Annotated in this window: 9 protein-coding genes; 3 read left to right on the top strand and 6 right to left on the bottom strand. The window is 45.1% G+C overall.

The annotated features are described in order from the left end of the window. Window positions 1–11: 11 nt before the first annotated feature. From DW56_RS04490 to DW56_RS04480, 3 genes are read left to right on the top strand one after another with little or no spacing between them, the layout of a single operon-like run. Complete coding sequence (locus DW56_RS04490; RefSeq protein WP_024551234.1) at window positions 12–1,682, top strand: polysaccharide biosynthesis/export family protein; 1,671 nt, start codon at window positions 12–14, stop codon at window positions 1,680–1,682. Window positions 1,683–1,694: 12 nt separating this feature from the next. Continuing rightward, window positions 1,695–3,716 carry a capsular polysaccharide biosynthesis protein gene (locus DW56_RS04485; RefSeq protein ID WP_081711379.1) on the top strand — a complete coding sequence of 674 codons (2,022 nt, stop codon included), beginning with the start codon at window positions 1,695–1,697 and terminating at the stop codon, window positions 3,714–3,716. A 15-nt stretch (window positions 3,717–3,731) separates the two neighbouring features. Next, window positions 3,732–4,934, top strand: a complete 1,203-nt coding sequence (locus DW56_RS04480; protein WP_024553375.1) for a capsule biosynthesis protein — start codon at window positions 3,732–3,734, stop codon at window positions 4,932–4,934. Here DW56_RS04480 and DW56_RS04475 read toward each other — a convergent pair. The 6 genes from DW56_RS04475 to DW56_RS04450 form a co-directional block, all read right to left on the bottom strand. Then, on the bottom strand, window positions 4,931–6,109 hold the full coding sequence (locus DW56_RS04475; RefSeq protein WP_024553374.1) for a DUF6270 domain-containing protein: 1,179 nt from the start codon (window positions 6,107–6,109) through the stop codon (window positions 4,931–4,933). The genes DW56_RS04480 and DW56_RS04475 overlap by 4 nt on opposite strands. After that, the gene (locus DW56_RS04470; protein WP_024553373.1) at window positions 6,106–8,400 is read right to left on the bottom strand and encodes a bifunctional glycosyltransferase/CDP-glycerol:glycerophosphate glycerophosphotransferase; all 2,295 of its coding nucleotides are present in this window, start codon (window positions 8,398–8,400) and stop codon (window positions 6,106–6,108) included. Before DW56_RS04470 ends, DW56_RS04475 begins: the two co-directional genes overlap by 4 nt. A 6-nt stretch (window positions 8,401–8,406) precedes the next feature. Next, complete coding sequence (locus DW56_RS04465) at window positions 8,407–9,492, bottom strand: stealth family protein (protein WP_024553372.1); 1,086 nt, start codon at window positions 9,490–9,492, stop codon at window positions 8,407–8,409. 50 nt (window positions 9,493–9,542) lie between these two features. Beyond that, window positions 9,543–10,217, bottom strand: a complete 675-nt coding sequence (locus DW56_RS04460; RefSeq protein ID WP_024553371.1) for an ABC transporter ATP-binding protein — start codon at window positions 10,215–10,217, stop codon at window positions 9,543–9,545. Next, a complete protein-coding gene (locus DW56_RS04455; protein ID WP_024553370.1) occupies window positions 10,214–10,990 on the bottom strand; it encodes an ABC transporter permease in 777 nt (258 codons plus the stop codon). The genes DW56_RS04460 and DW56_RS04455 overlap by 4 nt, the downstream gene beginning before the upstream one ends. Before the next feature lie 335 nt (window positions 10,991–11,325). After that, window positions 11,326–12,258 (bottom strand): LysR family transcriptional regulator, encoded by a 933-nt coding sequence (locus tag DW56_RS04450; RefSeq protein ID WP_029589736.1) that lies wholly within the window; start codon window positions 12,256–12,258, stop codon window positions 11,326–11,328. Between the last annotated feature and the right edge of the window lie 64 nt (window positions 12,259–12,322).

Raw genomic sequence — 12,322 nt, 5'->3', positions numbered from 1 at the left:
CAGAGATGGTTATGACATTACGTAAAACAGGGATGTTTTTTCTGCTGCTGACGGCGACCTGCGCCAATGCGGTTGAACTGACCGCAGACCCCGCGCTAACCGGCGCCGCGCCGCTTCCAGCCATGATGGCTTCGCCTGGTTCGCAAAACGGCGCGGAAGGTTTTGATAACACGCCTGCGCCCATGGCGCCGGCGCCCTTGAGCCGCATGTTCGGCGCTCAGTTGTTTAGCGCGCCAGGCGCAGACAGCGGAGCCGGAATCGGTTTTAACCCAAACTATATTATCGGTCTTGGCGACACCGTTCAGGTGCGTTTATGGGGCGCGTTTGTCTATGACGGCACCCTGACAGTTGACCCTAAGGGCAATATTTTCCTGCCTAACGTCGGGCCGCTTAAGGTTGCCGGCATCACCAACGGCCAGCTTAATACGCTGGTCACGAAGCGGGTAAAAGAGGTGTACCAGGCGAACGTGAATGTCTACGCTTCGCTGCTACAGGCTCAGCCAGTGAAAGTGTTCGTAACCGGTTATGTGCGCACGCCAGGCCTCTATGGGGGCGTCGCTTCCGATTCCTTGCTTTCCTACTTAAATAAAGCGGGCGGCGTAGACAGCGAGCGCGGCAGCTACGTCGATATCACCATTAAACGCGGCCAGAAGGTGCGTTCACACGTTAACCTTTATGATTTTCTGCTTAACGGCAGCCTCGGCTTATCGCAATTTGCAGAGGGCGATACCATCGTGGTGGGGCCACGGCAGCACACCTTCAGCGTCGAAGGGGATGTGTTTAACGGTTACGATTTTGAATTCGAAGACAGCACCCTCTCTGTTACCGAAGCGCTGAAGTGGGCGCGCCCGAAACCCGGCGCGACGCACGTTACCTTGATCCGCCAGCAAGGCGCCATGAAACAGAGCGAATATTTTCCTGTCAGCAGCGCGGCAGGACGCGTGCTGCATGACGGCGACAGGATAGTGATCAGCTCCGATCGTTATGCCGGCACGATACAGGTCAGGATCGAAGGGGCGCATTCCGGCGAACACGCTATGGTTCTGCCTTACGGCGCCTCTATGCGTCAGGTGCTGGCGAAGATCCGCCCCAATGCGATGTCGCAACTCGGCGCCATCCAGCTTTATCGCAGATCTGTCGCCGTGCGGCAGAAAGAGATGCTGGATATTGCTTTGCAGAAGCTGGAACAGGCTTCGCTTTCCGCCCAGTCATCCACTCAGGAAGAGGCGCGTCTGCGCATGCAGGAAGCGCAGCTTGTCAGCCGCTTTGTCGCCAAAGCGCGTACCGTACTGCCGAAAGGGGAAGTGGTGCTTAATGAAACCAACCTTGATCAGGTGCTGCTGGAAGATGGGGATGTCATCACCATTCCGGAGAAAACCTCGCTGGTGATGGTCCATGGCGAAGTGCTCTTTCCAAACGCCGTTAGCTGGGAAAAGGGGCTGGATCCGCAGGATTATATCGAGAAGTGCGGCGGTATGACGCAAAAATCGGGTAACGCAAAAATTATTGTGATCCGCCAGAATGGCGCGGCGCTGGACGCCAGTGACGTTGATGAAATGCAGCCTGGTGACGAACTTATGGTGCTACCGAAGTATGAAACGAAAAACCTCGAAGTCTCCCGCGGCCTTTCTACCATTCTTTATCAGCTAGCCGTTGCCGCTAAAGTTATTTTGACGTTGTGATCCGAGCGATTTATGGCAACCGGCATTTATTCCAGGGGGATATGGCGTATCCCCCACCTCAGCAGCTTCCTTTCTGACGCCTGCCGAAAACTCTGTTTATGCCAGCCTGTGCCGGATGATATTCGTGCCGTTGCGGTATGGGGCTACCGCCCGGGTACACTGCGGGCAGTCAGAAAAGCGCGTCAGGCCAGTGTTCCTCTTCTTCGTCTGGAAGATGGGTTTATCCGTTCTTTGCATCCCGGCGTAACCGGGGCGCCGCCGCTCTCTCTGGTGGTGGATTATGAAGGCATTTATTACGATGCTCGCCGCCCTTCTACTCTTGAGCGCCTCATCCAGGATAGCGCAGGCAATCAGCTACGTATCGCCGAAACGAAACAGGCTATCAGCCTGATGCTTGAGCATCAGTTGTCTAAATATAACCACGCACCTGATTTTCGTGCTGAAAGCCTTGCAGAAGCGGTGCTGGTGGTTGATCAAACCTGCAACGATATGTCGGTGCGCTATGGCAATGCCGACGCCGTTTCGTTTCAACGCATGCTGGAAGCCGCTCTGGCGGAAAACCCGCAGGCAACCATATGGGTAAAGATGCATCCGGACGTGCTGTGCGGTAAGAAAACGGGGTATCTGACAGACATTCAGCCACATCCCCGGGTGCATATTATCGCTGAAGATGTCGCCCCTTTTTCACTGCTGCGCCACGTAAAGCGCGTTTACGTTGTCACCTCGCATTATGGCTTTGAAGCGCTGCTTGCAGGCAAGCCTGTGGTCTGCTTTGGCCAGCCCTGGTACGCAGGCTGGGGAATAACCGACGATCGTCATTCAGACGCGGCTGCGCTCGCCGCGCGTAGACGGCCCGCTCCGCTGGCGCATCTTTTCGCTGCGGCCTATCTGCGTTACAGCCGTTACGTTCATCCCCTTACGGGCGAGCCCGGTTCGTTGTTTGACGTTATTGACTACCTGCAACGTCTGCGGACATTTCATAACACGCGTACGGGTATCCTCTGGGCGCCAGGCTTAACACTCTGGAAGCGGGCTATCCTCACGCCGTTTTTAAAAACGCCTTTCAATCGCCTGAGCTTTGGCAACGCTCCGCCACATGCAACTGCCTGTGTGGTCTGGGGCACAAAAGGCGAGCAACAGTGGAAAAGCGCGGCCAGTACACGGCAACTTTCCGTCTGGCGTATGGAGGATGGTTTTCTGCGCTCGGTAGGTCTTGGCAGCGAACTCCATGCGCCACTCTCGTTGGTGTTGGATAAGCAAGGTATTTACTACGATGCGACCAGGCCAAGCGATCTGGAACGGTTGCTGCAACAGAGCGACCTGTCTCTGGAGGAAACGGAACGGGCGAAGCGCCTGCGCCTGCGCCTGGCCCAGTCTCGCTTGTGCAAATATAACCTCGGCGAGCCGTGGCAACGCCCCGCCAGCGCAAAGGGGCGGCTCCTGGTTCTGGTACCAGGCCAGGTAGAAGACGATGCCTCGCTGCAAACCGGCGCGCCGGGACTCGCGACTAACCAGGCTTTACTGCGTGCGGTTCGTCAGGCGCGCCCGGATGCGTTTATTGTTTATAAGCCGCACCCTGATGTGGCTTATGGCCGCCGCCCCGGGTTTATTTCAAAACAGGACGCGCTACGCTGGGCGGATACGGTTACCCAAAGCGCCCATATCATCGACTGTATTTGTCATGCCGATGAGATCCACACCATGACCTCGCTGTGTGGTTTTGAGGGGCTGATGCATGAAAAAAAGGTCTTCTGCTACGGATTACCCTTTTATGCAGGATGGGGGCTGACAACCGATACGCTGCGCTGCGACAGGCGAACCCGCAACCTCACGCTTGATGAGCTGGTTTACCAGACGCTGATTGCTTATCCCACTTACATTCACCCTGTCAGCAAAAAGATCATCTCAGCAGAAGAGGCGGTTGAATATCTTATTTACCGCAGTGCTGCAATGCGCCCTGCCCGCACGCCTTTCGCCCGTTATTATCGCCTGCTGGTGGAATTGCTGGCTTTGCTTCCCTCTAAGCCTCAGTAAAAACGGAACGCCGGCATGAACAGCAACGCAATGAAAACTCTGCTCGCGGGCGAACGATATTTACTATTGCAGGGACCAATGGGGCCTTTTTTTAGCGATCTCGCGCTATGGCTGGAGAAACAAGGACGCGAAGCGGTGAATGTGGTTTTCAACGGCGGTGATAAATTTTATTGCCGAAGGGTGAAAACCGTTGCCTGGAAAAAAACCGCTGCGGAATTTCCGCAATGGCTGGATGAAACATGGCAGGGATACCCATTTGATACGGTAATTTGCTTTGGCGATTGCCGAACCCTGCATCGTGCCGCCAGGGAATGGGCGCAGGCGAAAAGCGTGCGTTTTTTGGTTTTTGAGGAAGGCTATCTCAGGCCCCATTACATTACGCTTGAAGAAAGTGGTGTTAACGACTGGTCTTCATTACCGCGAGACGCAGCTTTTTATCGCAACCTGCCTGACATGGCGCCTTTGCAGGCCCGGGAAATCAGCGCCTCCTCTTTTCTGCGTTGCTGGCATGCTACCGTTTATTACCTGATGGGCTGTTATTACCACGATGCATTTCCTCACTATCAGCACCACAAGTGCTTTTCTCCCTGGTACGAAGCGCGTTGCTGGTGGCGAGCAGGCTGGCGTAAGCAATGGTACCGATTGCTGGAAAGAAAGGTGCTGGACAAGTTGCGTAATGAGCTAAGCCAGCATTATTACCTTGCGATATTACAGGTTTACAACGACAGCCAGATAAGTCATCACAGTGATTACGGCGACGTAAGGGAATATATTGAAGAGGTGATCGCTTCGTTTGCTAAAAAAGCGCCGCTACGTGAGCATCTGGTCATTAAACATCATCCGATGGATCGTGGACACCGCCTGTACGGCCTGCTAATCAAGCGACTCAGTAGCATTTACGGCGTTAGCGACAAAGTTATGTATGTTCATGACTTACCTATGCCGCAGCTGTTAAATCATGCCAGAGGCGTGATAACCATAAACAGTACAGCTGGCATTTCTGCGCTTATCCATAATAAACCCCTGAAAGTCATGGGCCGCGCCTTATATAACATAGACGGCCTGACCTTTCAGGGGGAACTGGGCGCATTCTGGACGTCGGATTTCAAACCCGATACGGCGCTGTTTAACAAGTTTCGTGCTTATTTAAAGATGAATACACAGATAAATATGGTGTTTTATTGCAATAAAAGGAAATTCAATTTTTTCAATAGTTAAACTGCTTTATGTCTTTTCACTATCCCGCTGAAATACATATAAAGATAGTTATTATAATGGTAGGGATGACCGCCCCATTTATGCCGGTAGTCACAAAACATCATCCAGGGTAAAGGCTCAATAAGTTTTATATCAGGATGATTACACTCTATATAGAACTTCATGCAATCCAACATTTCATTATACTCGTTGGTTTTGTATTTCAACTCATCAAAAGCGACCACATCTTTTTCACGATAAAAAATCCGTGTCATTGGGGGCGCAAAAATAATTATATTTTGTAGCGAAGCCACTTTCCCAATCTTTTCTAAAAGCCGCGTGAAATTAGCTTTCCACAAATCCAGTTTAAACTGTGAATAAAATTTATGGGTAAGGTCAGGAACTATATATGTCTTACATAAAACGGTCTCTCTGTAATCCCATGAGTTAGTAATAAATGAGTTTTTTGTTTCAATGAGATCAAAACGTTCATCCATGAAATCCAACAGAAGAATGCGATCTTTAGTTAAGGCACTGACTAAATGCTCAGTAGTCTTTTTTTGTAGATCATAAGTAATACATTTCGTCAAAAATGCGCTAGGCAGAGATTCCAGACCTGCTGGGTATTCCACGGGCTTTGAATCTAATGATGCAATGCTATTCCTGCCAATATACTCAAGCACATTTAGTTTTAAAGGCGAAATCTCATTATTAATTTCCATAGAATCTCGGGCAACACAGCTGCCAAGAATCACTATATCCTGTTTATTATAAATGTTATCCTTTCCAAAAAGATTCATAGCTCCTAAATTATGCTCTTGAACTATAAAAAATTTACGAGTAATAAACTCCCGAAAAGTATCGTCATGTGGTAAGTCTGACATTACAATATATATGGAGGTATATTCAGGAAATAAAGACAAATATATTGATAAATTGTTTTTTACATTATGTGGCAGGGAATTGATAAGTGAATAATCAATAATTATAGATCTTATATTCGTAATATCCCAAGCCGCTTCGCAAAAATTTCGTATTTCATTAGTATTCTCAAGAAAGATGTTACTAACCCTTGGCTGCTCAAATAAAAGACATAATAGCTGAGCGGAAAATGAGTAATTAACCTGCAAGGATCTATTCTCTAAAAATAATCTCACAAGTTGGCTTTCATTACCAATTAATAAAGTTTTATTCATTGTTCACTCTCAATCAATTGAAGAACTCTTTTACTGTTATTATTATCTTTGTAATCAAAAAATTTGTTTGCAGATTTTATATATTTCGTAGAAGGGCAACAATTACCTATTAGCAGCTGCTCCATTTCTTTTATTAAATCATCAAAAGTTCTAGGTACCGGCCCAGGGAATTCAGTCAAGGGGCAGATAAGGGGGCCGCCTCTGGTGGCAAAAAAACGCGCTGCATCAAAATGATAATATATAACAGGTTTATTTTGGTATAAGACATCAAAAGACGCAGAGGAATAATCTGTAACCATCATATCGCATAAAATTATTAGTTCCTGAACATTAACCTCCTGGATACAGAAAAAATTTACATTTGAATAATTCAACTTAAAGTTATCAAGGTGTTTTTTTAATTGATGGTGAATACAAATATCCAGGGTATAATTATATTTCTTGAGCAAATCAATGACAGGCGGCGAAAATAATTCCGTGATCTTTTTGTAATATTCAGATTTTAAAAAATTTTCATCACTAACGTTCGTTAGCCATTCACGCCAGGTTGGCATCAATAAGATTTTGCGTCTTTTTTTATTTTGTTTTTTCGGAAGATAATCAAACCTTGTTAATCCGGTAATCGCGATTTCATTTTTTTGAAAACCAAATTGCCTTTGTAATAATTTTCCTTCATATGCGGAACTCACTACAAACTTATCCGGAAGCTCATTTCTTCGCAACATCGAGTTTCTATCATAATAACCTTTAGCTCTACTGGTCGCAAATATGCCATGCTGAAGAAAAATTTTCTTTTTATGTAAATGATCTTTGTAGACTTCAGGCCAATGATGAAAAATATCTCTTAAACTATCGCTGTAAACATAAGTACAAGCTTTATGGAAGTATATGAAATGCTTTAAAGAACCATAGTACAGCACATTGGCAAAGCCGTCCAAATTATTTTTGGTCGGTGAGTTCTTATTAATGACATAATAAAATTTGTTTTTTGTCCTTTGTTCGCTAATTTTCTTAAAAAGAAAAAAGCTAGTATCATTTGCGGTCTGCCCTAGCCTTTCCCCAATTAGTGCAATATTGTCGGACTTAATGAAACCAGAAAGAACGCGAGCGAGATCATATTTTATTGACCATTTATATTTAGCAAAAAGCTTAAAAAATTTCTTTTTGTAAAAAATTAGCTTTCTTCTTCTATTAGCCTTTTTGATACTATAATAATCACTAATCATATTCTCATTATTGAGTGTTATCGCTTTCCTTAGGCAGGAACTTTTTATCTTCTTATTCAGCACCCTAAAAGCTTCGGTGTAAAATGAATGATAAATTAAATTCATAACCAAACGACGCTGGGGGGTGAAAATATTTATAATATCAGCACCAATGTGCTCTCTAAAAAACGCCCCTAACAACTTATATATTTTTTTGCAATCGCTAAGGCTTTTCTCTGATGAATATTTTTCGAGACGATAAAGTATACCTTTAATAACAAAAAGTTTCGCTAGCCTGGTTTGTCTTTCAGGCAAATTGAATTGATAGGTGAGCTTATATACTTCGATAAAGTCCAGAAAAACCTTTTCGTTTACTACTTGCGTACAGGAGGGATTATGCTCATCTTCACGAGCTCGGTACAGATAGGTTATATCCGGTGAGGAAGAAATATGGTTGGCATGATACATCGCGCTCAGAACAAAAATCCAGTCCTCACCTATTTTGATTCCTAAGGGGAATCTAATATGATGTTTTATTAGTAAAGACTTTCTATATAATTTTGCCACGGGCCCTGGCGTGTTCATTAGAATTGAACGATGAGAAAATTTAACCTGTCGGAAAGAAGAGCTTGCAACCTCGGCATGATCGTCTATAAACCAGCTTCGACGACTATTGAATGCTTTGCAATGAGTTATAACCACATCTGAGCCCGTATTAATTGAAAGCTTATAAAGCGAAGCCAGTGCTCTTGGGGGTAATAAATCATCTGAATCGAGGAAATAAATATACTCACCTCGCGCAATATCTATAGCATTATTTCTTGCAACCGATTGGCCTGCGTTTTCCTGATGAACTGCAACAATATTAGAGTATCGTCTCGCGTATTCATTAATAATGATATTACTGGAATCAGGAGAGCCATCATTTACTATGATAATCTCAATAATATCAATAGCATTAACTCCATTGATATTTTGTGCGAGAACAGAATCAATGCATTCCGAAAGGTATTTCTCTGTATTATAAACAGGTATAATCACAGAAATTAGATAGTTCGTTCCTTTTACTATCTTATCTACATTCATTTTAAATCACTCTATTAATTCGTTTAGATTCTTCTTTAACAAAATATCATAATGTTTTAAGTTTGTGGTTTTTGTATTAAAATCATTAGGGCATATGGAGTGGGGGTATAAGCCTTCTTTTTTTTCTTGCGATAAAGAATTGTAAACACTTTTGGCTGCCGGGGATCTTACGTTAAAATAATAACAAATATCTCGAGATTGAACCGCGTGACCTTTTAAATAAGTAAACCATGGAACAAGAAAGGTTGCGAGATTTAAGTCATAATTATTTCTAAATTTATGAATTAAAAACCCTTCAATTTCTTTCTCGTACAACCTCCAGACTTCTTTATACATACTAACTTTAAGCGGTATATATGTATGTACTAAAGGATTATTTATATCACTTCTAAAATACCGTCTTAACAATTCAATGCTTCGTAAGGATGCATGTAATGTAGGCGTATCAACACCTTTTTCAGCCATCTTATTAAGATCTTTTAAAGCAACAAATAGCGAGGCGATACCATTACTTTTGAAAAAGTGTCCCGCAGGTAAAGGTCTGGCAACAATAACATCATCATTAAAATAAATGAAATTTTCATTTAAGCCATGGATTTTATGTAAGAAAGCTTCAATTACATGTGAGTTGAATGTCGGAAGATAGCAGTCCGGTATAATCTCCCGGTGATCAACTATGGTGACATTATTAAATTGTTTTATCCAGGAGGGTTTTTGAGAATCCGTTATGAGATATATTTTATTCACCCAGGATAAATTCTTTTGAATGCTTTTCAGAGAATAATACAGCTCATTATGATTTGTAAAACGAGCGCTATCCTTTGCATATTCCCCCTCAGAAAAAGTAGTTGTGCTTTTAAACGATTCAAACTTTAACTGCCAGTCAGGATCTTGATTGTCTACCCATGTAAAAACCACATCTATCTTAAAATGATTATCCATCAAAGATTCAAGAATTAAATCATTTTTGATTAAAATATATTCTTCTTCTTCGGGGCATTTTAGTTCATTCCTGATGACAGGGTACCTTTTATTAAAATAATCTCTGAAAAATAATGGAGGATTCCTGAGTAGTTTATAAATTCTTTTCATGTTGCGCTCTTCTTATCGTTCAATCTTAATGCATTGCATAATAGAAGCCGCTAAAACTTATTTCGGCTTTCATTCTTAAGATATTCCTCTATTGCTTCCGGGACGCTATTATATACATTAACATTTGAACTGCTGGAAATAAGTAAAGCTATATCACAATAATTTTTAAGCGTATCGAGGCTATGAGAAACCATTAAGAATGCAGATTCTTTATTTTTTTCCGCAAAAATTTTATGACATTTATCCCGGAAACGCGCATCCCCTACCGCAGTGACTTCGTCAACCAGGTAATAGTCAAATTTAAATGCCATACTCAGCCCGAAGCTCAGCCTGGAACGCATCCCGGAAGAGTAGGTTTTTATCGGCATATCGAAGTACTTACCTAATTCGGCAAACTCTTCAACGAAAGCGACCTTCTCTTTTAGATCCGCTTTCGTGGCATACAGGCGAGCCACAAACTTAACGTTCTCGCGTCCGGTCAGGCTGCCCTGAAAGCCGCCAGAAAGACCAACCGGCCAGGAGATAGAGCGCTGCGAGATAATGCGCCCGCTGTCAGGTTTATCTATGCCGCCTATCATGCGCAGCAACGTGGATTTGCCGGCTCCGTTGCGGCCAATCAGCGCCACGCTTTTTCCGGCTGGCAGTTCAAGGCTGAGATCTTTAAAAACATAATGTCTGCCGCCAGGCACCCGGTAAGACTTGGTCAGGTTTTCAATTTTAATCATGACGTCAACATGGCCTCTTCCCGGTTACGATAAAGCAACAGCCCAACAAACAGGACTGCGAGCGTGCTAATTGCAAGATAAGCGAGACTGGCCCCGTCGCTTTGGTAGCTCCTGGCGACCGCACCGCGAGCAAGCTCCACCGCATGGAGCAGCGGGTTCCAGGTAAGCCAGCGCCAGTATTCCTTCGGCACAGAACTGAGCGGAAACATAATGCAGGAGATAAAATAGAGCGGCTTGATGATGACGGGTAAAAACTTCTCCATTTCCGGAAAGGCATCGCCCGCGACCATAACAATCAGCCCGCAGCCAAAAGAGAAAACGACCAGCAAAAAACCCACGGTAAAAAGTGAGATGAGGTTAACATGATCGATGGTTTCACCACTTATTAATAACAACGTCATTAACAAAAAATAAACCATTATATAAATAAACAGCTCAAGGATAGTTCGGGCAATAATAGTATCGACTGGCTTTACCGGCCGGTAATTAAACAATCCCTGGTTCGCCTCAACGGCATTAATGGACCGCGTGGCTATATTGCTGAAAAGAAAATAAGGAATAAGGCCGTTAAGCAGGAAAACTGGAAAAGAAATATCCGCCATAGCACGCTGCATTACGTAGTCAAAAACAATCCACAATACAAACAGATGCAATACTGGTTCCAGTAATGCCCAGCAATAGCCAAGCCGGTATTTCCCGAAGCGCGTTTTTAGCTCTCGCAGAAACAACGCCGTTACCGTTGCTTTCTGAATATGAAATCCATTCCTGATCATAAGCATAATCCGTATTTGAAAAAAATCGGGCAGGCTACCGCACAGGCAATGCTATCCGCAACTGCCTGAAGGTATTGAATTAATTTTTCGTTAAGAGGAGTAAGACTGCCGCTGGTGATCTCTGGCTGCGTTGCGCAGCATTCATAATTAATAAATATGAATCTCTAAATTATATTTATTCAGGCAATATTTATTTCCACTGTGCGGGCGAAAAGATAACGTTATTCTTGAGTTGAGGCAATAAGTGAGAAGAGTCTTATTTGCATGGCTGATTATTAATGAACAAACCCGCCCGGAAATTTGGCAAAAAAATCCGCCCTTAGCTTTCTGCGTCTTTATTTGTATGAGCTTCCCTTTAATTCAGAATAATGCACGCCAGCATAGAACTGCGTCACTTTATCCGACTGCATCACAAAATCGATATAACTCATTAAAGCGGGGGAATTGAGCTTACGGCCTGGATAAATAAGCCAGAGATCATTGCCTGCGACTTGCCATTCTGAAAGTACAGGCGTCAGTAGCCCCTTTTCAATATTATCTTCCAGCAGGAAGGCGGGAAGCAGCGTTATGCCTGCGCCAGCAATAGCGCTGCCGCGCGCATAAAGCAGGTTATCGGTCTGGTGAGACGGGTTTAACAGGCACAGATAGTCTTCGCTCTCACGCTGAAAGAGCCACTGCGACCAGGCTTTATGGACGATGCAGCGATGCTCGACCAGCTGGCTTGGATGCGTAATCGGGGCATAGCGCGCAAGATAGTCAGGCGAAGCGAGCAGATAGCGCGGATAATGGCCAATCATGCGGCCCACCAGCGATGAGTCCTGCGGCTTGCCGGTACGTAACGCCACATCAAACCCCTCTTCCACCAGATCCAGCACGTCGTCCGACACGCAAACTTCCAGGGAGACATCAGGGTAACGCGACTGGAACTGCGCGTTTATAGGCGCAAGCAGCGTGGCGCCAATACCCGCCGGGCAGGTAATGCGCAAACGTCCGCTTGGGTTATCGCGCAGGCGTTGCACCGCCAGTTCAGCCCGTTCGCTTGCCGCCAGCATTTCGCGACAGTGCAGCAAATAGTGTTCGCCAGCGAAGGTCAGGTTTAGCTTACGTGTGGTGCGGTTAAGCAAACGCAGACCCACCTGGTTTTCAAGCTGGCTGATGCGCTGACTGACGCTTGATTTCGGCAACCCTGCCTTTGCGGCGGCGGCCGTAAAACTGCCTGTTTCCGCCACCAGGGCGAACAGAGCCATATCCTGAAGCTGCTTAAACATAATTGTTCATCCTGGGCGAACACTGCGTTCGGGATTGTCCATCTTATCACCCCTTTCGCTGGCG

Source organism: Franconibacter helveticus LMG 23732 (assembly GCF_000463115.2).
GTDB lineage: Bacteria > Pseudomonadota > Gammaproteobacteria > Enterobacterales > Enterobacteriaceae > Franconibacter > Franconibacter helveticus.
This window is presented reverse-complemented; position numbering and strand designations above follow the sequence as displayed.

Bases quoted from the DNA above. Each gene is read 5' to 3' on its own strand.
- DW56_RS04490 (WP_024551234.1), top strand. From the start codon at position 12: ATGACATTACGTAAAACAGGGATGTTTTTTCTGCTGCTGACGGCGACC.
- DW56_RS04485 (WP_081711379.1), top strand. From the start codon at position 1,695: ATGGCAACCGGCATTTATTCCAGGGGGATATGGCGTATCCCCCACCTC.
- DW56_RS04480 (WP_024553375.1), top strand. From the start codon at position 3,732: ATGAACAGCAACGCAATGAAAACTCTGCTCGCGGGCGAACGATATTTA.
- DW56_RS04475 (WP_024553374.1), bottom strand. From the start codon at position 6,109: ATGAATAAAACTTTATTAATTGGTAATGAAAGCCAACTTGTGAGATTA.
- DW56_RS04470 (WP_024553373.1), bottom strand. From the start codon at position 8,400: ATGAATGTAGATAAGATAGTAAAAGGAACGAACTATCTAATTTCTGTG.
- DW56_RS04465 (WP_024553372.1), bottom strand. From the start codon at position 9,492: ATGAAAAGAATTTATAAACTACTCAGGAATCCTCCATTATTTTTCAGA.
- DW56_RS04460 (WP_024553371.1), bottom strand. From the start codon at position 10,217: ATGATTAAAATTGAAAACCTGACCAAGTCTTACCGGGTGCCTGGCGGC.
- DW56_RS04455 (WP_024553370.1), bottom strand. From the start codon at position 10,990: ATGATCAGGAATGGATTTCATATTCAGAAAGCAACGGTAACGGCGTTG.
- DW56_RS04450 (WP_029589736.1), bottom strand. From the start codon at position 12,258: ATGTTTAAGCAGCTTCAGGATATGGCTCTGTTCGCCCTGGTGGCGGAA.